The sequence below is a fragment of the Streptomyces sp. NPDC003038 genome, from assembly GCF_040611115.1.
In the GTDB taxonomy this organism is placed as follows: Bacteria; Actinomycetota; Actinomycetes; order Streptomycetales; family Streptomycetaceae; genus Streptomyces.
On sequence record NZ_JBEXNN010000001.1, the window covers coordinates 329710 to 354470 of the forward strand.

21 protein-coding genes are annotated in these 24761 nt (G+C 69.9%); 10 read left to right on the plus strand and 11 right to left on the minus strand.

Annotated elements, in window-relative coordinates; translation table 11 throughout:
• Window positions 1–75 precede the first annotated feature (75 nt).
• Window positions 76–540, minus strand: coding sequence for a group III truncated hemoglobin (locus ABZX75_RS01555; RefSeq protein WP_355406620.1), 465 nt, complete (start codon window positions 538–540; stop codon window positions 76–78).
• A gap of 131 nt (window positions 541–671) precedes the next feature.
• Between ABZX75_RS01555 and ABZX75_RS01560 the strand changes: the two genes are divergently transcribed.
• Together ABZX75_RS01560 and ABZX75_RS01565 are read left to right on the plus strand one after the other, a co-directional pair.
• Window positions 672–1229 (plus strand): hypothetical protein, encoded by a 558-nt coding sequence (locus ABZX75_RS01560; RefSeq protein WP_355406622.1) that lies wholly within the window; start codon window positions 672–674, stop codon window positions 1227–1229.
• 147 nt (window positions 1230–1376) lie between these two features.
• Entirely contained in the window at window positions 1377–2537 is a 1161-nt protein-coding gene (locus tag ABZX75_RS01565; RefSeq protein ID WP_355406624.1) for an alkaline phosphatase PhoX, read from the plus strand.
• Between the two features lie 107 nt (window positions 2538–2644).
• On the opposite strand, the gene ABZX75_RS01570 is transcribed toward ABZX75_RS01565, so the two are convergent.
• From ABZX75_RS01570 to dusB, 3 genes are all read right to left on the minus strand, one after another.
• Window positions 2645–3703: a DUF5937 family protein gene (locus tag ABZX75_RS01570; protein ID WP_355406626.1), complete on the minus strand. Its 1059-nt coding sequence runs from the start codon at window positions 3701–3703 to the stop codon at window positions 2645–2647.
• 385 nt (window positions 3704–4088) lie between these two features.
• Window positions 4089–6800, minus strand: a complete 2712-nt coding sequence (ppdK, locus tag ABZX75_RS01575) for a pyruvate, phosphate dikinase (RefSeq protein ID WP_355406628.1) — start codon at window positions 6798–6800, stop codon at window positions 4089–4091.
• Between the two features lie 365 nt (window positions 6801–7165).
• Window positions 7166–8326 carry a tRNA dihydrouridine synthase DusB gene (gene dusB / locus ABZX75_RS01580; protein ID WP_355407011.1) on the minus strand — a complete coding sequence of 387 codons (1161 nt, stop codon included), beginning with the start codon at window positions 8324–8326 and terminating at the stop codon, window positions 7166–7168.
• Between the two features lie 34 nt (window positions 8327–8360).
• Between dusB and ABZX75_RS01585 the strand changes: the two genes are divergently transcribed.
• Window positions 8361–9812, plus strand: coding sequence for an MFS transporter (locus tag ABZX75_RS01585; protein ID WP_355406630.1), 1452 nt, complete (start codon window positions 8361–8363; stop codon window positions 9810–9812).
• Between the two features lie 320 nt (window positions 9813–10132).
• Here the strand turns inward: ABZX75_RS01585 and ABZX75_RS01590 are convergent, their stop codons facing one another.
• Window positions 10133–11515 carry a glycine--tRNA ligase gene (locus ABZX75_RS01590; RefSeq protein WP_355406632.1) on the minus strand — a complete coding sequence of 461 codons (1383 nt, stop codon included), beginning with the start codon at window positions 11513–11515 and terminating at the stop codon, window positions 10133–10135.
• 154 nt (window positions 11516–11669) lie between these two features.
• On the opposite strand from ABZX75_RS01590, the gene ABZX75_RS01595 reads away from it, so the two are divergent.
• Genes ABZX75_RS01595 through ABZX75_RS01610 form a run of 4 tightly spaced genes read left to right on the plus strand, consistent with a single transcriptional unit; the run spans window position 11670 to window position 14883 of the window.
• A complete protein-coding gene (locus ABZX75_RS01595; protein ID WP_355406634.1) occupies window positions 11670–12704 on the plus strand; it encodes a metal ABC transporter substrate-binding protein in 1035 nt (344 codons plus the stop codon).
• A gap of 29 nt (window positions 12705–12733) precedes the next feature.
• Window positions 12734–13537, plus strand: a complete 804-nt coding sequence (locus ABZX75_RS01600) for a metal ABC transporter ATP-binding protein (RefSeq protein WP_355407012.1) — start codon at window positions 12734–12736, stop codon at window positions 13535–13537.
• Window positions 13537–14403 carry a metal ABC transporter permease gene (locus ABZX75_RS01605; protein ID WP_355406636.1) on the plus strand — a complete coding sequence of 289 codons (867 nt, stop codon included), beginning with the start codon at window positions 13537–13539 and terminating at the stop codon, window positions 14401–14403. The genes ABZX75_RS01600 and ABZX75_RS01605 overlap by 1 nt, the downstream gene beginning before the upstream one ends.
• 51 nt (window positions 14404–14454) lie before the next feature.
• Complete coding sequence (locus ABZX75_RS01610; protein WP_030649766.1) at window positions 14455–14883, plus strand: transcriptional repressor; 429 nt, start codon at window positions 14455–14457, stop codon at window positions 14881–14883.
• Window positions 14884–14952: 69 nt separating this feature from the next.
• Here the strand turns inward: ABZX75_RS01610 and ABZX75_RS01615 are convergent, their stop codons facing one another.
• From ABZX75_RS01615 to leuA, 6 genes are all read right to left on the minus strand, one after another.
• Window positions 14953–15510: a hypothetical protein gene (locus tag ABZX75_RS01615; RefSeq protein ID WP_355406638.1), complete on the minus strand. Its 558-nt coding sequence runs from the start codon at window positions 15508–15510 to the stop codon at window positions 14953–14955.
• 22 nt (window positions 15511–15532) lie between these two features.
• Window positions 15533–16354 (minus strand): isoprenyl transferase, encoded by an 822-nt coding sequence (locus ABZX75_RS01620; protein ID WP_355406640.1) that lies wholly within the window; start codon window positions 16352–16354, stop codon window positions 15533–15535.
• 11 nt (window positions 16355–16365) lie between these two features.
• Window positions 16366–17112, minus strand: coding sequence for a DNA repair protein RecO (recO, locus tag ABZX75_RS01625; protein WP_355406642.1), 747 nt, complete (start codon window positions 17110–17112; stop codon window positions 16366–16368).
• A 79-nt stretch (window positions 17113–17191) separates the two neighbouring features.
• On the minus strand, window positions 17192–18823 hold the full coding sequence (locus ABZX75_RS01630) for a solute carrier family 23 protein (protein WP_355406644.1): 1632 nt from the start codon (window positions 18821–18823) through the stop codon (window positions 17192–17194).
• A 623-nt stretch (window positions 18824–19446) separates the two neighbouring features.
• Window positions 19447–20142: a TerB family tellurite resistance protein gene (locus ABZX75_RS01635; RefSeq protein ID WP_355406646.1), complete on the minus strand. Its 696-nt coding sequence runs from the start codon at window positions 20140–20142 to the stop codon at window positions 19447–19449.
• Window positions 20143–20350: 208 nt separating this feature from the next.
• Window positions 20351–22114: a 2-isopropylmalate synthase gene (leuA, locus tag ABZX75_RS01640; RefSeq protein ID WP_355406648.1), complete on the minus strand. Its 1764-nt coding sequence runs from the start codon at window positions 22112–22114 to the stop codon at window positions 20351–20353.
• Between the two features lie 374 nt (window positions 22115–22488).
• Here leuA and ABZX75_RS01645 point away from each other — a divergent pair, with 374 nt between their 5' ends.
• The 3 genes from ABZX75_RS01645 to ABZX75_RS01655 are packed head-to-tail and all read left to right on the plus strand — an operon-like array spanning window position 22489 to window position 24690.
• Complete coding sequence (locus tag ABZX75_RS01645) at window positions 22489–23562, plus strand: M4 family metallopeptidase (protein ID WP_355406650.1); 1074 nt, start codon at window positions 22489–22491, stop codon at window positions 23560–23562.
• Window positions 23563–23571: 9 nt separating this feature from the next.
• A complete protein-coding gene (locus ABZX75_RS01650) occupies window positions 23572–23841 on the plus strand; it encodes a protealysin inhibitor emfourin (RefSeq protein ID WP_355406652.1) in 270 nt (89 codons plus the stop codon).
• A 27-nt stretch (window positions 23842–23868) separates the two neighbouring features.
• Entirely contained in the window at window positions 23869–24690 is an 822-nt protein-coding gene (locus tag ABZX75_RS01655; RefSeq protein ID WP_355406654.1) for a GNAT family N-acetyltransferase, read from the plus strand.
• Window positions 24691–24761: the final 71 nt, after the last annotated feature.

Sequence of the window (24761 nt, forward strand, 5' to 3'; positions counted from 1 at the left end):
AAGTTTTTCGAGATTTCCGCTGGCCATGACGTAAGGGCAGGTCAGCGGCGGGGCAAGGGCTTCCGGCGGCTGGCGTCAGACCACCGAACGGCGCAGCTCCAGCGCCGCCAGCGGGACGAAGCCCACCGGGGCCTCGCCGCTCAGCAGCGCGTCGTCCGCTCCGGCCAGCCGCTTGTGCAGGGTCAGCGCGATCCGCTCGCCCTGTGCCTTGGCCCGCTCCGCGTTCGGGCCGCGGTACAGGCCGTCGATCGTGGCGCGCCACAGCTGGACCCAGCGCCCGAAGTCCGCGGCGGTCATCGTCCGCGCCGAGTTCAGGGCGGCGTGCGGGGCGAAGGCGTCGCGCCGGTATTCGGCGCTGTGGAAGAGGGACCGCTCCCAGAAGTCGGTGATCCGGGGCAGGTGGGTGTTCAGGTCCGTACCGGCGATCTCGGTGAAGAACGGCCCGATCCGCCGGTCGGCGAAGGCGGCCGTGTAGAAGCGGCGCAGCACGACGTCGAGGTCGGCGCGGCCCGAGATGTCGGCGGTGGCGAGGTGCTTCATTGCTCCACCATCTTTCCCCACGCGAGCAAGTCCCCGGGGGAACAGGTCCCGCAGTACGTCACACGGCCGGTCGGGCCAGGCGGGACTTTGACGACAGGGCCTAGGCGTCCGCCCCGACGTAACGTCGGACCATGGCCGTCAAAAAGATCACCGAAAAGCTGTCGGACGAAACCCTGGCCGCCGAGACCGGCCGGGACTGGTCCGCGTGGTTCGCCGAGCTGGACGCGTGGGGCGCCACCGAGCGCACGCACACCGAGATCGCCCGCCGCCTGGTGGACGCGTACGGGGTGAGCGGCTGGTACGCCCAGTCGGTCACCGTCGGCTACGAGCAGGAGCGCGGGATGCGCGAGGTCGGGCAGTCCAGCGGCGGCGACTGGCAGGCCAGTGCGAGCCGCACCGTGCGCGCCGGCGCCGAGCGGGTCACCGAGGCCTTCACCGACGCGGCGCTGCGCGAGCGCTGGCTGCCGCACGTGGACTTCACGCTGCGCACGCACCGGCCCGGGAAGTCGGTCACCGCCGACTGGGACGGAGCCAGCAGCCGCATCTCCGTCTATCTCACCCCCAAGGCCGCCGACCGTACGCAAGTGGGACTCGGGCACACGAAACTGGCGGACGCCGATGCGGTCGAGGTGTACAAGGCCTTCTGGAAGGAACGCCTGGGGGCCCTCAAGGCTCTGCTGGAGGATTGACGCGCAGGTGCAGAGGTATTGACCCCGAGCCGGTCGCTCCCGCGTCATGAGGAATTGACGTCACGTCAACTCAGTACTCCTAAATTCCTCGACGCGTGCGACCCCGCGGCCGACCGGACGCGGGGCCTTCCTCCCACAGGAGTGACCGTGGAACGTCGTAATTTCCTGCGTGGTGCCGTGATCGGCTCCTCGGCCGCAGCCTTCGGCGGCACGTTGATGCGCGGAGCCGCCTACGCGGCGCCCGCCCAGCCCGGCGCCGGGCCCTACGGGGCACTCGGCGCGGCAGACGCGAACGGCATCCAGCTCCCCGCCGGCTTCAGCAGCCGGGTGATCGCCCGGTCCGGCCAGAACGTCGGCTCCACCACCTACAAGTGGCACAGCGCTCCGGACGGCGGCGCCTGCTTCGCGGACGGCACGGGCTGGATCTACGTCTCGAACTCGGAGATATCGTCCACCGGCGGAGCGAGCGCGGTGAAGTTCAACTCGTCGGGCTCGATCACCTCCGCCTACCGGATCCTGTCGAACACCAACCGGAACTGCGCGGGCGGCGCGACCCCGTGGAACACCTGGCTGTCCTGCGAGGAGGTCAGCCTCGGCTACGTGTACGAGACCGACCCGTGGGGCGTGAACGCGGCCGTCCGCCGGTCCGCGATGGGCCGCTTCAACCACGAGGCGGCCGCCGCCGACCCGGTGCGCCAGGTCGTCTACCTCACCGAGGACGACTCCAGCGGCTGCTTCTACCGCTTCGTCCCCAGCACCTGGGGCAACCTCTCCTCCGGCACCCTCCAGGTGCTCAAGGCCGGCACGGCCACCTCCGGCTCGTTCACCTGGGCCAACGTGCCGGACCCGGACGGCTCCCCGACCGCCACCCGCAGCCAGGTCTCGGGCGCGAAGAAGTTCAACGGCGGCGAGGGCTGCCACTACGCCAACGACACGGTGTGGTTCACGACCAAGGGCGACAACCGGGTCTGGAAGCTCGACGTGGCCGCCAACACCTACGAGCTGGCCTACGACGACTCCCTCGTGCCCGGCGGCGCGGCGCCGCTGACGGGCGTGGACAACGTCACGGGGTCCTCGTACGGCGACCTCTACATCGCCGAGGACGGCGGCAACATGGAGATCTGCGTGATCACCCCGGACGACGTGGTCGCCCCCTTCCTGCGGATCACCGGCCAGTCCTCGTCCGAGATCTGCGGCCCGGCCTTCTCCCCCGCCGGGAACCGCTTCTACTTCTCCAGCCAGCGCGGCACCAGCGGCAGCTCGTCCGGCGGCATCACGTACGAGGTGACGGGCCCCTTCCGCGTCTGAGGCGAGAGGCGCCTGAAGTGAGAGGCGCCTGAAGTGAGAGGCGCCTGAGGTGAGAGGCGGGGCCCGGCCCCGGGGGTGTTCCCCGGGGCCGGGCCCCGCGTGCATCCCTACGAGGCCACCGCGCCGCCCTTGAGGAGGGCCGCGCCGAGCGGGGTCACCGTGTGCAGCACCGCGTTGCCGTGGCGCAGGGTGGTGACCAGGCCCGCCTCGCGCATCACGCAGGCGTGCTGGCTCGCGGAGGCCAGCGAAACCCCGGCCCGGCGCGCGAGTTCACTGGTGGTCGCTCCGTCACCGATGGCCCGCAGCACGACGGAGCGGGTGTGCCCCACCAGCTTGCCCAGGGTGCGCTGGCGCTGCTCCTCCACCGGCCGGGCCGACTCGCCCCCGGCGGGAGCCGAGGCCAGCTGCGCGGCGGCCGGGTAGACGAGCACCGGTGGCAGCTCCGGGTCGTGCAGCGTCACCGCGGTGCGCCGGCAGAAGAAGGACGGCTGGAGCAGCAGCCCGCGCCCCCGCAGCCGCACGTCCCGGTCCACCGGGTAGTCGCACTCCAGCACCGGAGCCCGCCAGCGCAGCATCGGCGGCAGCGAGGCCAGCAGTTCGTCCGCGCCCCCGTCGAGCAGGGCCCGGCCGCGCGCGGCGCGTTCCGCCTCGATCTGGGCCTGGATGTGGGTCCAGTACGGCTCCACGGCGGCCCGGTGGTACGCGCGCAGCTCGCCCAGCAGCCTCGGCAGGTGCTTGGGGCCGTCGTCCAGGAGCTCCCGCAGCCGGGGCGGCATCGCCGAGCCGGCGCCCGTTCCCATGCCCGCCGCGGTCGCCGACGCGGAGGCCGACGCCGTGACCGCTCCCGCGCTCAGCAGCAGCAGCTCGCGCCGCATCCGCTCGGGACGTATCCCGCGCAGCGCGTCGATGCCCACGTCCCACCCGTACCGCCCCTCCGCAGGGGTCAAGAAATCGGGGAAATAGCCGCGACTCGGTATGAGCATACCGAGCATGCGTGTTTCACTATTCAACCTGCTCCGGGTTTCCGTCCGCCATTCACCGAACAACCGGGCATCGCGCCGGTCTCTTAAGCGGTGAAAGCTCAGAATCGTTTCCCACAACGCATCGGGACGCCCTGCCATCCGTACGCGTGCCAGGTCCACTCCAGTGAAATGGATACGCAGCACCGAACCCCCACCTGTGCAACCGCAATCCCCCCGCCCTATGAGTATGCATGCCGTCACACGTGGTCACCACGCCCTTTCGGCCACAGTTGAAACCCCTTTCGGCAGGGGCGTGACAACCGAAATCCTGTACTCCGCCGGGCACACTCCGATGCGACCGAAACGCTCCGCGAAGGCCGTGGGGGGCTTTGCGGGGCCTGGCGGTCGGTCGCACCGGGAAGCGCCGACGTGACCGGCAGAATGACAGCAGGCGGTGGACGGGTGGGGATCCGTCCACCGCCTGCTGACGTAAAGATTTGTTGAACGACAAAAAGGTGCGCCTGCCGCCCGGGCGTCAGGGAACCCGGGGGGCAGGCGCAGTCTTTGAGGGCCCTTCTCGGGCCGGGGATCAGCGGCTGTCGCTGCCCTTCGATTCGGCGGCCGCACGGCCGGCCTCCAGGCGCGCCACCGGAATCCGGAAGGGCGAGCAGGAGACGTAGTCGAGGCCGACCTCGTGGAAGAAGTGGACGGACTCGGGGTCCCCGCCGTGCTCGCCGCAGACGCCGAGCTTGAGGTCGGGGCGGGTGGCCCGGCCGGCCTGGACGGCGCTGCGGACCAGGGAGCCGACGCCGTCCTTGTCGATGGTCTCGAAGGGCGAGACCCCGAAGATGCCCTTCTCCAGGTAGGCGGTGAAGAAGCTGGCCTCCACGTCGTCGCGGGAGAAGCCCCACACCGTCTGGGTCAGGTCGTTGGTACCGAAGGAGAAGAACTGCGCGGCCTCGGCGATCTGCCCGGCCGTCAGCGCGGCGCGGGGCAGCTCGATCATCGTGCCGATGGTCAGCTTGAGGCTGGTGCCGGTGGCGGCCTCGACCTCGGCGATGACCCGGTCGGCCTCCTCGCGGACGATCTCCAGCTCCTGCACGGTGCCCACGAGAGGGATCATGATCTCGGGGCGGGGGTCGCCCTTGGCGTTCTTGCGCTCGGCCGCGGCCTCGGCGATCGCCCGTACCTGCATGGCGAACAGACCGGGGATGACCAGGCCCAGGCGGACACCGCGCAGACCCAGCATCGGGTTCTGCTCGTGCAGCTTGTGCACGGCCTGGAGCAGGCGCAGGTCGTTCTCGTTGTGGTCCTTGCGGGCCTCGGCGAGGGCGACGCGTACCGACAGCTCGGTGATGTCGGGCAGGAACTCGTGCAGCGGCGGGTCGAGCAGGCGGACGGTGACCGGCAGGCCGTCCATCGCCTCGAACAGCTCGATGAAGTCCTTCTTCTGCAGCGGCAGGAGGGCACGGAGTGCCTCCTCCCGCTCGTTCTCGGTGTCCGCGAGGATCAGGCGCTCGACCATCTCGCGGCGCTCGCCGAGGAACATGTGCTCGGTGCGGCACAGGCCGATGCCCTGGGCGCCGAAGCGGCGGGCGCGCAGCGCGTCCTCCGCGTTGTCGGCGTTGGCCCGCACGCGCAGTCGGCGGACGCGGTCCGCGTACGCCATGATCCGGTGCACGGCGGCGACCAGCTCGTCGGCGTCGTCGGCGCCCGCGTGCATGCGGCCCTCGAAGTACTCCACGACCGGGGACGGTACGACGGGTACCTCGCCGAGGTAGACCTTGCCGGTGGAGCCGTCGATGGAGACGACGTCGCCCTCCTCGATGACCGTCCCGCCCACGGTCATCCGGCGGCGCTTGGTGTCGACGTCGAGCTCCTCGGCGCCGCAGACACAGGTCTTGCCCATGCCGCGGGCGACGACGGCCGCGTGCGAGGTCTTGCCGCCGCGGGAGGTCAGGATGCCCTCGGACGCGATCATTCCGTCCAGGTCGTCCGGGTTCGTCTCGCGGCGGATCAGGATGACCTTCTCGCCGGAACGGGACCACTTGACGGCCGTGTACGAGTCGAAGACGGCCTTGCCGACCGCCGCGCCCGGGGAGGCGGCGATGCCGCGGCCGAGCAGTTCCGTCTTGGCGTTCTCGTCGAAGCGGGGGAACATCAGCTGCGCGAGCTGGGCGCCGTTGACGCGCTGGAGGGCCTCGGCCTCGTCGATGAGGCCCTGGTCCACGAGCTGGGTGGCGATCCGGAAGGCCGCTCCCGCGGTGCGCTTGCCGACGCGGGTCTGGAGCATCCACAGCTGACCGCGCTCGATGGTGAACTCGATGTCGCAGAGATCCTTGTAGTGGGTCTCCAGCGTCTCCATGATCGTCATGAGCTGGTCGTACGAGGCCTTGTCGATGGCCTCCAGGTCCGCGAGCGGCACGGTGTTGCGGATGCCCGCGACGACGTCCTCGCCCTGGGCGTTCTGGAGGTAGTCGCCGTAGACGCCCTGGTGGCCGCTGGCGGGGTCGCGGGTGAAGGCGACTCCGGTGCCCGAGTCGGGGCCCAGGTTGCCGAAGACCATGGAGCAGATGTTGACCGCGGTGCCCAGGTCGCCGGGGATGCGCTCCTGGCGGCGGTAGAGCTTGGCGCGATCGGTGTTCCAGGAGTTGAAGACCGCTTCGACGGCGAGGTCCATCTGCTCCCGGGCGTCCTGCGGGAACTCGCGGCCGGCTTCCTTCGCCACGATCTTCTTGAACTGCTTGACCAGCTTCTTCAGGTCGGCGGCGTCGAGGTCGGTGTCGACGGTGACCTTCTTGGCGGCCTTGGCCTCTTCGAGGGCGTCCTCGAAGAGCTCCCCGTCGACGCCGAGGACGGTCTTGCCGAACATCTGGATGAGGCGGCGGTACGAGTCCCACGCGAAGCGCTCGTCACCGGACTGGGAGGCGAGGCCGGTCACCGAGTCGTCGGAGAGGCCGATGTTGAGGACGGTGTCCATCATGCCGGGCATCGAGAACTTGGCGCCGGAACGCACCGAGACCAGCAGCGGGTCGTCCGACTGGCCGAGCTTCTTGCCCATCTTCGTCTCGAGGGCGGCCAGGTGGGCGCTGACCTCGTCGCGCAGCTCGGCCGGGGCCGTGCCGCTGTCGAGGTAGACCTTGCAGGCCTCGGTGGTGATGGTGAAGCCGGGAGGCACCGGGAGACCCAGGTTGGTCATCTCGGCGAGGTTGGCTCCCTTGCCGCCGAGAAGGTCCTTCAGGTCGCGGTTTCCCTCGGTGAAGTCGTAGACGAACTTCTGCTGCTCTTTGTTTTCCGACACGGGTCTCGACTCCTCGAGGCTCGGGTGGCTGCCCTGACGGCCAGGAACATACCCAGATCGAAGGCTTATGGGTACGTCCACTTGGCGGTCATGTGGCTGTAACCACCCGTGCGCCAGTAGATCGAAAGTAACTGATCGGTAGCCTGAACATACGAAGAGTCTTCACCTCCCGAAGGCTGAGGCGGCAAGTAAGGCTTGATTCCGCTCGGATGAGCGATCATCGATACATTTGCGTTCAAGTCTTGAACAAACAAAGGGTGGCACGCAGTGCCACCCTTTGGAAGTCTTAGCCGTGATCTTCGCGCTCATGTGAGCACAACCCCACACATGCGTGGCGTATGTCACGCCGCCGACGGCATAGTTTGTCAGCCGCCGGAGGTGTCCAGTTCGGCTTCCTCGCCTACGCCCGCACAGTCGTACGGATCGTTCAGCCAGCCCTCGGGTAGGACAACTCGGTTGTTTCCGGACGTTCGGCCGCGCGGGCCGTCCGCGCTCTCCGGCCAGGCCTGATCCAGGTCCAGCTCGCTCAGATGAGCGTCCAGCTCGGCCAGTGACGAGGTGACGGCGAGCTTCTGGCGCATCTCGGAGCCGACCGCGAAGCCCTTCAGGTACCAGGCCACGTGCTTACGGAAGTCGATCACCCCGCGCGCCTCGTCCCCGATCCACTCGCCGAGCAATTTCGCGTGGCGGTGCATGGCGCCCGCGACCTCGCGCAGCGTGGGCTTGTGGAAGTCTTCCGGGCGCCCCTCGAAGGCCGCCACCAGGTCGTTGAACAGCCAGGGCCGCCCCAGGCAGCCGCGCCCGACGACCACGCCGTCGCAGCCGGTCTCGCGGACCATGCGCAGCGCGTCCTCGGCACACCAGATGTCGCCGTTGCCGAGCACCGGGATCTCCGGCACGTGCTCCTTGAGCCGCGCGATGGCCTCCCAGTCGGCGGTGCCGCCGTAGTGCTGGGCGGTGGTGCGCCCGTGCAGGGCGATGGCGGTGATCCCCTCCTCGACGGCGATCCGGCCGGCGTCGAGGTAGGTCAGGTGCTCGTCGTTGATGCCCTTGCGCATCTTCATGGTCACCGGCAGGTCGCCGGCGCCGGCGACGGCCTCACGGAGGATCGCGCGCAGCAGGTTCCGCTTGTAGGGGAGGGCCGAGCCGCCGCCCTTGCGGGTCACCTTGGGGACCGGGCAGCCGAAGTTGAGGTCGATGTGATCGGCGCGGTCCTCTTCGACGATCATGCGGACCGCCTTGCCGACCGTCACCGGGTCGACTCCGTACAGCTGGATCGAGCGAGGCTTCTCCGTCTCGTCGAAGTGGATCAGCTGCATGGTCTTCTCGTTGCGCTCGACCAGGGCGCGGGTCGTGATCATCTCGCTCACGAATAGCCCCTTGCCGCCCGAGAACTCGCGGCAGAGGGTACGGAACGGAGCATTGGTGATGCCGGCCATCGGCGCGAGCACCACCGGGGGCTGCACGGTGTGCGGGCCGATCGCGAGAGGCGGCGGAAGCGTGGTCATCCCCCCATTGTCGCGCATGCCCGGGTGGCCGTTCAGCCGTACGATCGGCGCCATGATCGAGCTGAGTCACCGCCGGCGCATGCTGGTCCTGGCGATCTGCTGCCTGAGCCTGCTGATCGTGAGCCTGGACAACACCGTCCTGAACGTGGCCCTCCCCGAGATGCGGCGCGAGCTGCACGCCTCGGTGGCGGGCCTGCAGTGGACCATCGACGCCTACACGCTGGTGATGGCATCCCTGCTGATGCTGGCCGGATCCACGGCCGACCGGATCGGGCGTCGCAAGGTGTTCGTGGCCGGCCTGGTCCTCTTCACCGCGGGTTCGCTGCTGTGCTCGCTGGCGCCGAGCCTCGGGTGGCTCATCGCCTTCCGGATGGTTCAGGCGGTGGGCGGGGCCATGCTCAGCCCGGTCGCCATGTCGATCATCGCCAACACCTTCACCGATCCGGCGGAACGGGCTCGGGCGATCGGTGTCTGGGGCGGCGTGGCGGGCATCTCGATGGCCGCCGGCCCGCTGGTCGGCGGTCTGCTGGTGGACTCGGTGGGCTGGCGGTCCATCTTCTGGCTCAACCTGCCGATCGGCCTGGCCGCCCTTGCTCTGACCCTGAAGTACCTCCCCGAGTCCCGGGCACCGAAGCCCCGCCGCCCCGACCCGGTGGGCCAGCTGCTGATCATGGCCATGCTGGGTTCCTTGACGTACGGGATCATCGAGGCGCCGGCGGCCGGCCTGGGCAGCCCCCTCGTGCTCGGCTGCGCGGTGGTGGCGGTGGCCGCACTGGTCGGGCTGCTGGTGTACGAGCCGCGGCGCGCGGAGCCCTTGATCGACCCGAGGCTCTTCCGCAGCGTCCCGTTCAGCGGCGCGACGGTGATCGCCATCAGTGCCTTCGCGGCGCTGTCCGGACTGCTCTTCCTGACCACCCTCTACCTTCAGGACGTACGCGGTCTGGGCGCGCTGCGCGCCGGGCTGTGGATGCTCCCGCTGGCCTTGATGACCTGCCTGATCGCCCCGCTCTCCGGGCGGTTGGTGGGCAGTCGCGGGCCGCGGCTGCCGCTGGTGGTCGCGGGCCTCGGGATGGGCGGAAGCGGGCTGCTGTTCGCCGCCTTCGCCGCGGAGCGCACGAACGGGCTCATGCTCGCCGCCTTCGTGCTGTTCGGCATCGGCTTCGGCATGGTCAACTCACCGATCACCAACACGGCCGTGGCCGGCATGCCCCGCGCCCAGGCCGGGGTGGCGGCGGCGGTCGCCGCCACCAGCCGGCAGACCGGCGGCACCCTGGGGGTGGCGGTGATCGGCTCTGTCCTGGCGGCCGGTTTGGCCGAGGGCGCCGAATTCGGGGCCGCGGCCCGGCCCGCCTATTGGATCATCACCGTCTGCGGGCTGCTCGTCCTGGTCCTGGGCGTGGTCAGCAGCGGCCCGTGGGCGCGCGCGACGGCCGCGCGGACGGCGGACACTCTGGAGGAACCCGCGAACCCCGCGCCGGTAGCCGGCCGGCCGAGCGCCGCGTGACGGCGCGCGCCCCCACCGGCGTGACCCTCTGCTTCGGCGGCGCCGTCCTCGCCCCCGTGCGCGCCGAGCACTGCGAGCTCGCCCCGGCGGCCGTGCTCACCCTCGTGGCGGCAGGGACCCGGCCGACTGGCCCTCGCCCACGACCTCACGGACTTCGAGGCGGTCACCGCCCTGATCATCCGAGGCCCGCGCGCCTGAGGGACGGCCGTACTCCCAGGGAAGGCCGTACTCCCGTCGCCGCCCGAGCGGAGCGGGAAACAGAGCGGTGGCCCGGTGCGCACACCGCGCACCGGGCCACCGGTCGATCGAGCAGAGCGGACCTAGCAGCCGAGCAGGCGGCTGCCCAGGTAGCTCTGGATCTGGTCCAGGGAGACGCGCTCCTGCTTCATCGTGTCGCGCTCGCGCACGGTCACCGCGTTGTCGTCCAGGGTGTCGAAGTCGACGGTGACGCAGAACGGCGTACCGATCTCGTCCTGGCGGCGGTAGCGGCGGCCGATGGCCCCCGCGTCGTCGAACTCGATGTTCCAGTTCTTGCGCAGGTCGGCGGCGAGGCCCTTGGCCTTCGGCGACAGCTGCGGGTTGCGCGACAGCGGCAGGACGGCGACCTTGATCGGCGCCAGGCGCGGGTCGAGGCGCATCACGGTGCGCTTCTCCATGACGCCCTTGGCGTTCGGGGCCTCGTCCTCGACGTACGCGTCGAGCATGAAGGCCAGCATGGCGCGGTTGACGCCGGCCGCCGGCTCGATGACGTACGGAGTCCAGCGCTCGCCGGCCTCCTGGTCGAAGAAGGTCAGGTCCTGGCCGGAGGCGGCGGAGTGGGCCTTGAGGTCGAAGTCGGTGCGGTTGGCCACGCCTTCGAGCTCGGAGAACTCATTGCCACCGAAGTTGAAGCGGTACTCGATGTCGGCGGTGCGCTTCGAGTAGTGGGACAGCTTCTCCTTCGGGTGCTCGTACCAGCGGATGTTCTCCTCGCGGATGCCCAGGTCGCGGTACCAGTTCCACCGCTCGGCCATCCAGTACTCCTGCCACTGCTCGTCCTCGCCCGGCTTGACGAAGAACTCCATCTCCATCTGCTCGAACTCGCGCGTGCGGAAGATGAAGTTGCCCGGAGTGATCTCGTTCCGGAAGGACTTGCCCATCTGCGCGATGCCGAAGGGGGGCTTCTTGCGCGAAGTGGTCTGCACCTGGGCGAAGTTGGTGAAGATGCCCTGAGCGGTCTCGGGGCGCAGGTAGGCCTTGGAGCCGCTGTCCTGGGTCGGGCCGAGGTGCGTCTCCAGCATGCCGGAGAACTGCTTGGGCTCGGTGAACTGACCCTTCACGCCGCAGTTGGGGCAGTTGACGTCGGCGAGGCCGTTGGCGGGCAGGCGGCCGTGCTTGGCCTCGTACGCCTCTTCCAGGTGGTCCGCGCGGTGACGCTTGTGGCAGGAGGTGCACTCGGTCAGCGGGTCCGAGAAGGTCGCGACGTGGCCGGAGGCCACCCAGACCTCGGGGGCCAGGATCACGGACGAGTCGATGCCGACGATGTCCTCACGCCCGGTGACCATCGCCTTCCACCACTGACGCTTGATGTTCTCCTTGAGCTCGACACCCAGCGGGCCGTAATCCCAGGCGGCCTTGGAGCCGCCGTAGATCTCACTGCAAGGGAAAACGAAGCCACGGCGCTTGCTCAGGCTGACGATGGTGTCGATCTTGTCGGCGGCCACGGTGCTCTCTTCATTACGAGGACGAACGGCGAAGCCTTTAGGTTACCGGCGCTCGTACCCTCCCTTTCAAATCGGATCCCCCTTGGAGGCCTCGGCGCAGCGTCCTCACCTGGCTTTTTGACAACCGTTTCCATTTTTGATGAAAATGGATGTCATGAACGTACGACGCTTGATACCCGCCACCGTCCTCGCCGGAGCCGTCGCCCTCGGCGCCACGGCCCTCACCGCCTGCTCCGGAGCCGAAGCCGGACCCGGTGCCGCCGGCAGCACGGACGGCAATGACGGCAACGACGGCAAGCTCGACGTGACGGCGTCGTTCTACCCGATGCAGTTCCTCGCCGAGCAGATCGGCAAGGACCACGTGAAGGTCGACACCCTGACCAAGCCGGGCGTCGAACCGCACGACCTGGAGATCACCCCGAAGCAGACCGCGCAGCTCGGCGAGGCCGATGTGGTCCTCTACCTCAAGAGCCTGCAGCCCGCCGTCGACAAGGCCGTCGCCCAGTCCGGCGTGAAGAACGTCGTCGACGCCGCCACCCTCACCAAGCTGGAGGCCCACGGCACCTCCGGTCACGACGACCACGCCGCCGAAGGCGAGGGTGAGGGCGCCGGCCACGACGACCACGCCGCCGAGGGTGAGAGCAAGGAGCACGGCCACGGCGAGGCCGGCGAGGACCCGCACATCTGGCTCGACCCCACCAAGTACGCGGAGGTCGCCAAGGGCGTCGGCGCGGCCCTGGAGAAGGCCGACCCCGACCACGCGGCGGACTACAAGAAGAACACCGACGAGCTGGTGACCAAGCTGACCGCGCTGGACACCGAGTTCAAGGACGGCCTGAAGAACACGGCCACCAAGACCTTCATCACCACCCACTCCGCCTTCGGCTACCTCGCCGAGCGCTACGGCCTCGACCAGGAGGGCATCTCCGGCGTCGACCCCGAGTCCGAGCCCAGCCCGGCCCGGATGAAGGAGCTCCAGACCGTCGCGCAGAAGGACAATGTCTCCACGGTGTTCTTCGAGACGCTGGCCAGCGACAAGACGGCCAAGACCCTCGCCCAGGACACCGGCCTGAAGACCGATGTCCTCGACCCGCTCGAGGGAATCACCGACAAGTCCCAGGGCGCTGACTACTTCGAGGTCATGCGGTCCAACCTGAAGAACCTGCAGAAGGCCCTCGGGAGCAAGTGATGACAGCAGCAGCAACGGAGGCCCGAGCCATGGAGTCCGCGACAGCAGCGAAGGCCGCCGCACCGGCCGAGCAGCCCGTCATATCCCTGCGCGGGGCCACCGCCTCGCTCGGCTCGCGCCCCGTGCTGCGCGGAATCGACCTCACCGTCCGCCGCGGTGAGGTCGTCGCCCTCCTCGGCGCCAACGGCTCCGGCAAGTCCACGGCCGTCCGCGCCGTGGTCGGCCAGGTCCCGCTGTCCGACGGCGCCCTGTCCCTCTTCGGTACGGACTTCAAGCGCTTCCGGGCCTGGTCGCGCGTCGGGTACGTCCCCCAGCGCACCACCGCCGCCAGCGGCGTCCCGGCCACCGTCCGGGAGGTCGTCTCCTCCGGCCGCCTGGCCCGCTCCCGCTTCGGGATGCTCCGCAAGGCCGACAAGGCCGCCGTCGAGCGCGCCCTGGCCCTGGTCGGCATGGACACGCACGCCGACGCCTCGGTGAACGCCCTCTCCGGCGGCCAGCACCAGCGCGTGCTCATAGCCCGGGCCCTCGCCGGCGAGCCGGAGCTGCTGATCATGGACGAGCCGATGGCGGGCGTGGACCTCGTCAATCAGGAGGTCCTCGCGAACGCCCTGCGCGCGCAGGTCGCCGCCGGCACCACCGTTCTCCTCGTGCTGCACGAGCTGGGCCCGCTGGAGCCCCTGATCGACCGGGCCGTCGTCCTGCGCGACGGCTGCGTCGTCCACGACGGCCCGCCCCCGGAGGCCGTCGGCCAGCACGCCCTGCCCGGCCACGACCACGTACACCCCCACGCGGCGCACGACGCCGAGCCCCTGCGGACGGGACTGCTGAGCTGATGGAGATCCTCGACTACGCCTTCATGCAGCGGGCCCTGCTCGCCGCCGTCCTGGTCGGCGTCACGGCTCCCGCGATCGGCACCTACCTCGTCCAGCGGCGGCAGGCCGTCATGGGCGACGGCATCGGCCACGTGGCCATGACCGGTGTCGCCCTCGGCTTCCTGTTCAACACGAGCCCGGTGTGGATGGCCACCCTGGTCGCGGTCATCGGCGCCGTCGGCATGGAACTGATCCGCTCCCGCGGCAAGACCAGCGGCGACATCGCGCTCGCCATGCTCTTCTACGGCGGCCTGGCCGGCGGCGTCATGATCATCAACCTGGCGCCGGGCGGCTCCACCGCCAATCTGACCAGCTACCTCTTCGGCTCCATCACCACCGTCTCCGCCGAGGACATCACGGCGGTGGTGGTCCTCGCCGCGTTCGTCATCGCCGTCACGCTCGGACTGCGCCGCCAGCTGTTCGCGGTCTGCCAGGACGAGGAGTTCGCGCGGGTCACCGGCCTGCCGGTGCGCGCGCTGAACCTGCTGATGGCGGTCACCGCCGCCGTCACGGTCACGGTGGCCATGCGCATCGTCGGCCTGCTGCTGGTCAGCGCCATGATGGTGATCCCCGTCGCCGCCGCCCAGCGGGTCACCCGCGGATTCACCACGACCCTGACGGTGGCCATGACGATCGGCGTGCTGGTCTCTCTGACCGGCACCGCCACGACGTACTACATCGACGCTCCGTCCGGCGGCACCATCGTGCTGCTCGCCATCGCGGTCTTCATGGTGATGACCGCACTGTCGACGCCGCTGGCCCGGCGCCGGGCCAGAGCGGCCCGCGCGGCCGAAGAGGTATGCACCCGGGACGACGTGAAGGTCTAGGAAGGCCGGCCGCCTGGCACAATGGGCCGAGGCCAATACGAGGAGGAACCGGTGGCGACTGCGCCTGGCGAGATGAATACCGCGCCAGTACGAGGACGATCCACCCGGCAGCGGGCCGCCGTGGCGGCGGCGCTGGACGAGGTGGACGAGTTCCGCAGTGCCCAGGAACTCCACGACATGCTCAAGCACCGTGGCGATTCCGTGGGCCTGACCACCGTGTACCGCACCCTCCAGTCGCTCGCGGACGCCGGCGAGGTCGACGTCCTGCGCACGAGCGACGGGGAGTCGGTCTACCGGCGCTGCTCCACCGGGGATCACCACCACCACCTGGTCTGCCGCAAGTGCGGCAAGGCCGTCGAGGTGGAGGGCCCGGCGGTGGAGAAGTGGGCGGAGTCCATCGCGGCCGAGCACGGCTACGTGAACGTCGCCCATACGGTGGAGATCTTCGGCACCTGTGCCGACTGCGCGGCCGCCCTCTAGAACCCGCCGAAAGCCGGGCCGAAACCCGGCGCTGAGAGCTGCGCCTCAGCCGGCGCCCGCGGCCGCCGCCTACAGCCGGCGCAGCTTCCGGTCCAGGAGCGCCCGCAGCCGGTCGATGCCGGCGGGGTGCTGGGCGCCCCGCTTCGGCAGCACCGCGACGGCGGCCGCGCGCCTGCCCCCGATGAGCACGAACAGCTCGGGCGTCTCGACGTACTCCGGGAAGAGCTTCCAGTCGGCCGTGAAGGACATGGTCTCGCCCGTGGTCGCGGCGCCCCGGTCGTCGGCCACTGTGCGGCACTGCCCGTACTGCTCCGTGATGCTGTACATCTGGCGGGCCATGCTGCGCCGGATCCACGCGACACCGCAGATCGCGACGCCCAGGCCGGTCACCACCGAGATCGCGGTCACGACCGGCAGGGACCCCCGGAACAGGCCGAACCCCGGCACGAGGACGACCGTCAGCAGCGGGAGGAGCAGCGTCTCCGCCCGGCCCGCCGCCGTACGGCGGGCCCGGGCCCGGACTGCCCCCTGGATGTCGGCGAGCGTAGGCCGGTAGACGAAGACGACCTGCTCCGCCGTCTGCTCGGCCCGCTCGGTCTGCCGTCCGTGTTCCCCACCCGTGTTCACGCGGGCGAGGATAGCGGGCAGCTCAGGCCGTGGGTCGTTCGGGGTGGTTCGGGACGGCCCCGCCGAAGCGGCGGTCGCGCTGGGCGTACTCCAGGCACGCCGCCCAGAGGTTGCGGCGGTCGAAGTCCGGCCACAGCACGTCCTGGAAGACCATCTCCGCGTACGCGCTCTGCCAGAGCAGGTAGTTGGAGGTGCGCTGCTCACCGCTCGGCCGCAGGAACAGGTCCACGTCCGGCATGTCCGGGTAGTACATGTACTTCGCGAAGGTCTTCTCGTTCACCTTCGACGGGTCCAGCTTGCCGGCCGCCACGTCGCGGGCGATCGCCTGCGCCGCGTCCGCGATCTCCGCGCGGCCGCCGTAGTTCACGCAGAAGTACAGGGTCATCGCGTCGTTGTCGACGGTCTGCTCCTGCGCCACCTGAAGCTCCTGGACGACCGACTTCCACATCTTCGGCATGCGGCCGACCCAGCGGATGCGGATGCCCAGCTCGTTCATCTCGTCGCGGCGGCGGCGGATGACATCGCGGTTGAAGTTCATCAGGAAGCGGACCTCGTCGGGCGAGCGCTTCCAGTTCTCCGTGGAAAAGGCGTACAGGGAGAGGTTCTTGACGCCCATCTCCAGGCAGCCCTTGAGTACGTCGAGGACCACGCCCTCGCCGACCTTGTGGCCCTCGGTGCGCGGCAGGCCGCGCTCCTTGGCCCAGCGGCCGTTGCCGTCCATGACGACCGCGACGTGGTTCGGGACCAGCTCGCCGGGGATCTTCGGCGGGCGCTCACCGGACGGGTGCGGCTCGGGAACCTTGTACTCGCGGCGAGAGCGTCCCAGAATCCCGCGTCGTGCCATGTGTCCAGCTCCTATTTCTCGACGTATCGCAGGGAGCGTAGCCCGCGCTCCAGATGCCAGTGCAAATAGGCCGAGACCAGTCCGCTGCCCTCCCGCACGTGACGCGCCTCGCAGGCGTCCGCGTGGCCCCAGTCACCCGTCAGCAGCGCGCTGAGCAGGGCGATGGCCTCCGACGAGGGTACGACGCTGCCGGGCACCCTGCAGTCACCGCAAATCACTCCGCCCGCGGCGACGGAGAAGTGCCGGTTGGGGCCGTGGATCCCGCACTTCGCGCAGTCCTCGAAGCTGGGGGCATAGCCGTTGACGGCGAGGGAGCGCAGCAGGAACGCGTCGAGGATCAGGTGCGGTTCGTGTTCGCCGCGGGAGAGCGTGCGCAGGGCTCCGACGAGCAGCAGGTACTGCTGTACGGAGACCTCGCCCTCGTTCTCGGTGAAGCGCTCGGCGGTCTCCAGCATGGCGGTGCCGGCGGTGTAGCGGGCGTAGTCGGTGACGATGCCGTTGCCGTACGGGGCGATGATCTCGCTCTGGGTGCAGAGCGGAAGGCTGCGGCCGATCAGCTCGCTGCCGCGGGCGAAGAACTGCACGTCGGCGTGGGAGAAAGGTTCCAGCCGGGCCCCGAATTTGGACTTCGTACGCCGGACCCCGCGGGCGACGGCACGCACCCGGCCGTGGCCCCGGGTCAGCAGCGTGATGATGCGGTCCGCCTCACCCAGCTTCTGGGTGCGCAGCACGATGCCGTCGTCGCGGAACAGACTCATGCGCCCATTGTCCCGTACGGGGCCGGGACAATGGGCGGGTCGGTCGGGGCGGCTCCTACCGCCCGGTCCGGATGCTCGTTCAGGCGGTCGGCTTCGGGGCGGGTTCGCCCTCGGCGGCCGGGGCGGCCTCGCCGGACTGGGGCGGTATGGCTGCCGTGGTAGCGGAGGCGGCCACCGGTTGCGCCGCGGTCGTGGACTGCGCCGCCGGGCCGGCATCCGTCCCGGTTCCGGCCTCGGCCGGGGTCCCGGAATCCGCCGTCCCGGAGTCCGCCGGGGTCCCGGAATCCGCCGTCTCGGAGTCCGCCGGGGGCTCGGACACCGACGCGACCGCGGCCTTCGCGAGGACGTGGGCGTCGTCCTTGGCCAGGCCGTTGAAGACCAGGTTGAGGACGATGGCGGACGTGGCGCCGAGGGTGACGCCGCTGTTGAGGAGCGAGGACAGGTCCGCGTCCATGTGCTGCGAGAAGAAGACCGGCACCGTCGCGGGGAGCAGGGCGAAGGCGAGGGAGACGGCCACGATCAGCGCGTTCTTCTCCTCCTTGAGGTCCACCTTGGCCAGGGTCTGGATGCCCGCCAGGGCGACCATGCCGAACATGACGGTCGCGGCGCCTCCGAGCACTCCGTGCGGGACGGCGGCGACGATCGCGGCCGCCTTGGGCAGCAGCCCCAGGATGATCATGAAGACACCGGCCGCGACGACCACGAACCGGCTCTTCACCTTCGTCATCCGCACCAGGCCGACGTTCTCGGCGAAGGCCACGTACGGGAAGGAGTTGAGGACACCGCCGAGCGCGGTCGCGGCGCCGTCGGCACGCAGGGCGCGGGCCACCGTCTCGCTGTCGACCTCCTTGTCGACGATGTCGCCGACGGCGTAGGTGTCACCGGTCGTCTCGACCATGGTGATCAGCATGACGATGAGCATCAGGACGATGGGGAACCACTCGAACTTCGGGACGCCGAAGTGGAAGGGGGTGGTGACGCCGATCCAGTCGGACTTGCCGACGTCGCCGAACTTCGCGTCTCCCAGGAGGAAGGCGATGGCCGTGCCGCCGACCAGGCCGAGCAGGATCGAGATGCTGGACAGGAACGGCTTGCCGAGCTTCATCAGCACGAGGATGAAGAGCATCGTGCCGCCGGCGTAGGCGAAGTGCTCGGGGGCGCCGAAGTCGGGGCTGCCGAGGCCGCCGGCCGCGTCGTTGAGGCCGACCGGGATCAGGACGACGCCGAGGACGGTGATCACCGTGCCGGTGACGACCGGCGGGAACAGCCGCATGACCGTCCGGAACGCCTTGGCGGGCAGCCAGGCGAAGGCGAAGGTCGCGATGCCGGCGGTGATGACGGCGCCGTAGATGACCAGCAGCGCGGCGGTCCCGCCGCCCGCGCCGAGGCCGATGGCGATCATCGGGGAGACGGCGGTGAAGGTCACGCCCTGGATCAGCGGCAGCCGGGCGCCGATCCGGCCTATGCCCCAGGCCTGGATGATGGAGGCTATGCCGCAGGTGAAGAGGTCCGCGTTGATCAGGTAGACCAGCTGCTCGGGACTCAGCTTCAGCGCGTTGCCGACGATGATCGGGACGATCACCGCGCCGGCGTAGAACGCGAGTACGTGCTGGAAGCCGTACAGCGCGAGCTTGGGGAGGGGGAGCACCTCGTCGACCGGGTGGGTGCTCTGCTGTCCGTTGCCGGAGAGCCGGGCGGCGACACGTGCCATCTCTGCCTTGCCCTTCAATGAGGTAGGTAAGTGAGAGGAGATCTGGTGGTCCCTGGCCGGAGTGGGTCGCTAACCCGTTGATCCGCCGGGGTTGTAGTGACGTTCACGTGAGTCGAATCCCCGCGGTGTTACCAGCGGCGTCTCGTCGTGTGACCGAAATTGAACGCCTGTGAGGGCACTCACAGGTATCGTCAACTTCTACAAATCGTTGACGTCCCTCGTTGCCCGATTTGGAGTTTTCTCCAGTGGTGCATCCGGCGGCGCCACAGTATGGGCGCAGGCGCGGCGAGACTGTCGTTCTCGCCCCTCGCCCCGCCCAGTCGTAGCCGATGACCTGCGGTGACGCACTGCGCGGCGATCCGGCCACACCCAGTCGAAGCCCCGGCCCAGACCGTCCAAGGGGTGGACTCGCCGAGGCCCCGGCGCTCGGTTCTCGGGGCTCGAAAGGTACGGGAGGGGCTCCATTTCGACCCCGTGAGGCCGGATCGTTACGTCGTACGCGGCCGTTTCGGACACTTTCGGCGGCCGGGCGAGGTCGGACGGCGCCGCCGCGGGCGCCTTCGTACGCGAGAACGGGCCCGGCGAGAACGACGCCGGGCCCGCCACATTCCCCTGACGGGCGCCTACGGCGCCCGCACCGCCGACAGCAGGCGGGCCACCTCGTCCGCGTCGATGCGCAGCGCCGCGCCGACGGTGCACAGCACCTCCCGCTCGGCCGGGATGTACGGTCCGTCCGCGAGCGCGATACGAGCGCCCTGCAGCAGGATCGACTCGCGGCCCGGACCGGCCAGGTGCGGGGCCAGCGGCTCCAGGGCCTCGTGGAGCTCGATCGACAGCGCGGCCCCGCAGCACTCCGGGACGTCGTAGAGCCCGAGCCGGCCCTCGTCGGTGGACAGCGCCTCCACGAGCGACTCCAGCTGCTCCTCCGTGCAGTCCTGGAAGCCCGCGGCCCGTACGGCGTACACGGCGGCCTCCAGGGCGCTGCGCGAGGCCGTCCCGCCCGCGGCCAGCACGGCCAGCGTCACGGTGTGCACGGCGTCGCGCAGCATCCCCGAGAAGCGGGTGGTGGTGAGGTGGTCCAGGACGTCGGTGCCGAAGCGCTTCCGGCATGCCTGGCACTCCACGACCGGTCCGGCCTGCCCGCGCGGCAGCAGCGGCACCCCGAGGACGGTGAACCGGCGGCGCCCGGTGCGGCGGCGGTAATTGCGGTCTCCACCGCAGGCGGGGCAGAAGAACTCCCCGTCCCCCACGGTGCTCCAGGTGGTACGGGTGCCCCAGACCGTCAGCTTCCGGCCGTCCCCACCCCGAACTGGCAGCACGTCGCACCTCCGTCACCTTCCGGCAACATCGCCGGGTTGGCGTGATGTTAGCCACATCGATGAGGATGCGTCAGCCGTGTGACAAGACAACATCTCGCGGGAGCCGGACTTGGCCGATCTGCGCCCCCGCCGGCGGGGCCGCCCAGTGACGGCGAAGCCCCACCCCTCCCGAAGGAGGAGCGGGGCTTCGCAGTGGGCACCGAAGAGGTCAGCGGCCCGCGCGGTTGACGGCGGAGATGACCGCCTTCAGGGAGGCACGGGTGGTGTTGGCGTCGATGCCGATGCCCCACAGCACGCGGCCGTCGATCGCGCACTCGATGTACGAGGCGGCCACGGCGGAGGCGCCCTCGCTCATGGTGTGCTCGGTGTAGTCCAGCAGGCGGGCGTCGATGCCGATGCCGGCCAGCGCGTCGAAGAAGGCCGAGATCGGACCGTTGCCCGTGCCGTTCAGTACGGTCTCCACGCCGTCCACGACCGCCTCGACGGTCAGCGTGTCCGTGCCGTCCTTGTCGGTGGTGGTCTGGCCGGAGCGCAGCTGGACGCGTCCCCACGGGTTCTCCGGGTTCGGCAGGTACTCGTCCTGGAAGACGGACCAGATCGCCTTCGGCGTGACCTCGCCGCCCTCGGCGTCGGTCTTGGCCTGGATGATCCGGGAGAACTCGATCTGCATGCGGCGCGGCAGGTCCAGCTTGTGGTCGTTCTTCAGGACGTAGGCGATACCGCCCTTGCCGGACTGCGAGTTGACGCGGATGACGGCCTCGTAGGAACGGCCGACGTCCTTCGGGTCGATGGGCAGGTACGGAACCGCCCACTCGATGTCGTCCACGCTCTTGCCCTGCGCGGCCGCGTCGGCCTGCATCGCGTCGAAGCCCTTCTTGATGGCGTCCTGGTGGGAGCCGGAGAAGGCGGTGTAGACCAGGTCGCCCGCGTAGGGGTGGCGCGGGTGGACCTCCATCTGGTTGCAGTACTCGCTGGTGCGGCGGATCTCGTCGATCTGTGAGAAGTCGATCTGCGGGTCGATGCCCTGGGAGAACAGGTTCATGCCCAGCGTGATCAGGTCGACGTTGCCGGTGCGCTCGCCCTGCCCGAACAGGCATCCCTCGATGCGGTCGGCACCGGCCATCAGGGCCAGCTCGGCGGCCGCCACGGCGGTGCCACGGTCGTTGTGCGGGTGGACGGAGATGCAGATGTACTCGCGGCGGGTCAGGTTGCGGGCCATCCACTCGAAGCGGTCCGCGTGCGTGGACGGGGTCGAGCGCTCCACGGTGGCGGGCAGGTTCAGGATGATCTCGCGGCCCTCGGCGGGCTGCCACACGTCGCAGACGGCCTCGCAGACCTCCAGGGCGAAGTCCAGCTCGGTGTCGGTGAAGATCTCGGGGCTGTACTGGTAGCCGAAGACGGTCTCGGGACCCAGCAGCTTGTCCGCGTACTCCATGACCAGGCGGGTGCCGTCGACGGCGATCTGCTTGATCTGCTCCTTGGAGCCGCGGAAGACGACGCGGCGGAAGGTCGGGGCGGTCGCGTTGTACAGGTGCACGGTGGCGCGCTTGGCGCCGACCAGGGACTCGACGGTCCGCTCGATCAGGTCCTCGCGGGCCTGGGTCAGTACGGAGATCGTGACGTCGTCCGGGATCGCACCCTCTTCGATGATGGAGCGCACGAAGTTGAAGTCGGTCTCGCCGGAGGACGGGAAGCCGACCTCGATCTCCTTGTAGCCCATGCGCACCAGCAGGTCGAACATCTCGCGCTTGCGGGCGGGGGTCATCGGGTCGATCAGCGACTGGTTGCCGTCGCGCAGGTCGGTGGAGAGCCAGCGGGGAGCCTTGGTGACGCGGGCGTTCGGCCAGGTGCGGTCCGGGATGTCCACCTGCTCGTAGAAGCCGTACTTGTGGATCGGCATCCCGGAGGGCTTCTGGGTGTGAGTCGCGTTGGTGATGGGCGTGGGGCGACCGACGAAAGTGTGCTGACTCATGGCGTAGGGCTCCTCGCGTGTCCGCGTTAGTTCGCTGGGACGGCCGACGGACGGGTGGTAAATCCGCAACACCGAACTCCGCGGGGAGGGGGTCGGCCTACGACTACAGGCCCTCGCCGCGGCAGCTAAGGAGAAGCAGCCCGATACGCATGATGGAACGAGCCTAGCCGAGGCGCCCGGTAACGGGAGGACCTGTTTCAGTATGCAAGACCACCTAGTCCGATTTGTACTGAATGTGAGCTACACCTCTTTTCCTCCACGGACTCGGCTCCACAGTCGGCCGGTCCGTCAACGCGGCGCCCCGCTTTCAGACGAGCGATGAATCATGGTCGCAGCTAGTGACAGGGACGTGACGCAGTGCCACATTGCCGGGCATGGACGCCTCCCACGCTCACCGTCACCCCGTCTTCTGCACCGTCGTGCCGCCGCACCTGCTCGACAAGATCGCCCAATCCGGGGACACCCGGCGCGCCGACCTCGCGCAGCGCACCCTCGAACGCGACTCCTTCCTGCGTACCCGGCGCCGGGTCACCACCGTCCGGGGGATCACCGGCGCGCTCCGGACGTCCGTGTCCGACGAGCCGAACCGGACCGTCTACGACGCCGAACAGCGCACCCGGCTGCCCGGGAAGAAGGTGCGCGCGGAGGGCGACCCGGCGAGCGCGGACGCCACCGTCAACCGTGCGTACGCCGGGCTCGGGGCGACCTTCGAGCTGTTCCTCAAGGGCTTCGGGCGGCGCTCGATCGACGACGCCGGGCTCGCACTCGACGCGACCGTCCACTACGGCGAGAAGTACAACAACGCCTTCTGGGACGGGCAGCAGATGGTCTTCGGTGACGGGGACGGGGACCTCTTCCTCGACTTCACGGTGTCGGTGGACATCATCGGGCACGAGCTGGCGCACGGGGTCACGCAGTACTCGGCGAATCTGGAGTACCAGGGCCAGTCGGGCGCCCTGAACGAGTCGATGTCGGACGTGTTCGGCTCGCTGATCAAGCAGTACTCGCTGGGGCAGACGGCGCAGGAGGCCGACTGGCTGATCGGCGCCGGACTGCTCGGGCCGAGCGTCAGCGGGGTCGCACTGCGCTCGATGAAGGCACCGGGGACGGCGTACGACGACGACGAGCTCGGCAAGGACCCGCAGCCCGCGACGATGGACGACTACGTGGAGACGCACCGGGACAACGGCGGGGTGCACATCAACTCCGGCATCCCGAACCACGCGTTCTACGTCGCGGCGACCGAGCTGGGCGGCAAGGCGTGGGAACGGGCCGGGCAGATCTGGTACGACACCCTGACCGGCGGGGACCTGGCCCCGGACGCGGACTTCGCCGACTTCGCCCGGCTTTCGGTGGCCGCGGCCGTGGCCCGGTACGGGGACGGCGGCGCGGAGCACCAGGCGCTGCAGAAGGGGTGGTCGGCGGTGGGCGTCCCGCTGGCCGGGTAGACGGACCCCATGCGGATTCAGGTGGAACGGACAGGCGGTTTCGCGGGCATCGAGCGCCGGGCCGAGGTGGACACCTCCGGCCGGCCGGACGAGGAGGAGTGGCAGGCGCTGGCGTACCTGGCCCTGCGGCCGGGTCCGCCGGGGGATCCGGCGGAGCACGTGCGGGACGGCTTCTCGTACCGGATCTCGGTGGACGGCCGGACGGTCTCCTGTCACGAGCCGGGCCTGACGGAGGCGCAACGGGCCTTGATCTCCCGCGTGCTGAAAGAAGGTGCCTGAGCGCCGCCGCTTTGCTTGGATGGCGCGATGACCGACCAGGTGATCGATACGACGCTGTCCGAGCTGGAGCGGTACTACGACACGGTGCCGCGGACGGGCGGGGCGCGGGCCGAGGACTTCGGGCCTCTGACCCTGTTCGTGCAGGAGGGCGCGGGCTGGCCGTACTACGCGCGGCCCGCGCTCGGGGCCGGCGGCGTCACCGCCGCCGATGTGGAGCGGGTGCGGGCCCGACAGCGGGAGCTGAAGGTGCCCGAGGCCTTCGAGTGGGTGGCTGAAACCAGCCCCTCACTGCGCGCCGCGGCGGAGGCGTCGGGGCTGCACGTCCACGCGCATCCGCTGATGGTGCTGTCCGCCGACGCGGAAGCGGTGGCGCCGCATCCGGAGGTACGACTGCTCGCCGCCGACGATCCACTGCTGGGAGCGGCGGTGACGGTCCCGATGCTGGCCTTCGCCGCGCCCGGAACCGCCGTGGGCGAGGCCGGACCCGCGGAGCTGGCGGTGGCGATGACGGACCCGTTGGTGGAGGCCCGCCGGGCGCTGGTCTCGGGGAGGATCGCGTCGGGCGCCACCGCACTGGCCGCGGCCGCACGGGGCGGCGTGGTGCTCTGCTCCGGCCAGTACAACCCGGTCGGCGACATCGCCGAGGTCGTGGGCGTGGGCACCCTCCCGTCGGCCCGCCGCCAGGGGCTGGCCCTCGGCGTCACCGCGGCCCTGGTCGCGGACGCCCGCTCCCGCGGAGTCCGTACGGTCTTCCTCTCGGCGGGAGACGAGGACGTGGCCCGCGTCTACGGCCGCCTGGGCTTCCGCCGCGTGGCGACGGCTCTGATCGCGGAACCGCCGGCCGGCTGAGCCGGTCCGACCCCGGGGGCGGCGCCTTTTGCCGGAACGGCAACGATGTTTGCACGGAGGGTGGGTGTCGG

Coding starts and splice junctions, on each gene's coding strand:
- ABZX75_RS01555 (WP_355406620.1), bottom strand. CDS start 540: ATGAAGCACCTCGCCACCGCCGACATCTCGGGCCGCGCCGACCTCGAC.
- ABZX75_RS01560 (WP_355406622.1), top strand. CDS start 672: ATGGCCGTCAAAAAGATCACCGAAAAGCTGTCGGACGAAACCCTGGCC.
- dusB (WP_355407011.1), bottom strand. CDS start 8,326: ATGCGCGACAATGGGGGGATGACCACGCTTCCGCCGCCTCTCGCGATC.
- ABZX75_RS01585 (WP_355406630.1), top strand. CDS start 8,361: ATGATCGAGCTGAGTCACCGCCGGCGCATGCTGGTCCTGGCGATCTGC.
- ABZX75_RS01595 (WP_355406634.1), top strand. CDS start 11,670: ATGAACGTACGACGCTTGATACCCGCCACCGTCCTCGCCGGAGCCGTC.
- ABZX75_RS01600 (WP_355407012.1), top strand. CDS start 12,734: ATGGAGTCCGCGACAGCAGCGAAGGCCGCCGCACCGGCCGAGCAGCCC.
- ABZX75_RS01605 (WP_355406636.1), top strand. CDS start 13,537: ATGGAGATCCTCGACTACGCCTTCATGCAGCGGGCCCTGCTCGCCGCC.
- ABZX75_RS01620 (WP_355406640.1), bottom strand. CDS start 16,354: ATGGCACGACGCGGGATTCTGGGACGCTCTCGCCGCGAGTACAAGGTT.
- recO (WP_355406642.1), bottom strand. CDS start 17,112: ATGAGTCTGTTCCGCGACGACGGCATCGTGCTGCGCACCCAGAAGCTG.
- ABZX75_RS01630 (WP_355406644.1), bottom strand. CDS start 18,823: ATGGCACGTGTCGCCGCCCGGCTCTCCGGCAACGGACAGCAGAGCACC.
- leuA (WP_355406648.1), bottom strand. CDS start 22,114: ATGAGTCAGCACACTTTCGTCGGTCGCCCCACGCCCATCACCAACGCG.
- ABZX75_RS01645 (WP_355406650.1), top strand. CDS start 22,489: ATGGACGCCTCCCACGCTCACCGTCACCCCGTCTTCTGCACCGTCGTG.
- ABZX75_RS01650 (WP_355406652.1), top strand. CDS start 23,572: ATGCGGATTCAGGTGGAACGGACAGGCGGTTTCGCGGGCATCGAGCGC.
- ABZX75_RS01655 (WP_355406654.1), top strand. CDS start 23,869: ATGACCGACCAGGTGATCGATACGACGCTGTCCGAGCTGGAGCGGTAC.